Origin of the sequence: Allocoprococcus comes (assembly GCF_013300725.1) — a bacterium.
Taxonomy (GTDB): domain Bacteria; phylum Bacillota; class Clostridia; order Lachnospirales; family Lachnospiraceae; genus Allocoprococcus; species Allocoprococcus comes_A.
The window spans coordinates 1-620 of the sequence record NZ_JAAIMM010000105.1 but is presented as its reverse complement, the minus strand read 5'-3'; the positions used below and the strand labels follow the sequence as shown (position 1 = coordinate 620).

Here is a 620-nt window from a genome sequence, read left to right as displayed (position 1 = left end):
TCATTGATGGCAATAAAACGCACACCAAGAGCCGGGAATAATCTCTCGATATACTTCCCGGAATCAATATATTCCCTTCCAAATCGTGATAAGTCTTTTACCACTACGCAATCTACAATTCCACGCCGGATATCTTCCAACATTGCCTGGAATGCAGGGCGCTCAAAATTAGAGCCTGAGTAGCCATCATCAACTCGGACTGAAACAACTTCAATATCTTTTTTGTCTTTCAGAAAATCCAGAATCAAAGCCTTCTGGTTAGAAATGCTGTTACTTTCCAGTTTTGCTGAACTGGAAATATCGCCATCTTCTTTAGATAATCTGACATAGATGGCGGCATGATAGATTTTGTTGATATTCTGATACATATCTTACCTCCTTTTATTACGTCAGAAAATCCATGTAATAAAAGGGGTCTGCATAATTTGTCCTTACCGACATTCTAACACAGTCCCCTCAATCTTGCCAGTACTTTTTCAGACACTCAGAAGCATATTCTCAAATGCCTGCTCCATAGATATACCGTTATTTGCAAATCTGACTTTTACTTTCATATTACCGATCCGGACCAGATAAGGATTTCCTACTTTATTCAGAAAAATATCTCTCCGTTCCTGAAG

2 protein-coding genes are annotated in these 620 nt (G+C 38.9%); both read right to left on the bottom strand.

What is annotated here, in order from left to right:
- On the bottom strand, nucleotides 1–368 hold a 368-nt coding region (locus G4407_RS16255; protein ID WP_173689703.1), incomplete at its 3' end, for a recombinase family protein.
- Nucleotides 369–476: 108 nt separating this feature from the next.
- A partial coding sequence (locus G4407_RS16955) for a DUF6870 family protein (RefSeq protein WP_334297108.1) occupies nucleotides 477–620 on the bottom strand: 144 nt, incomplete at its 5' end.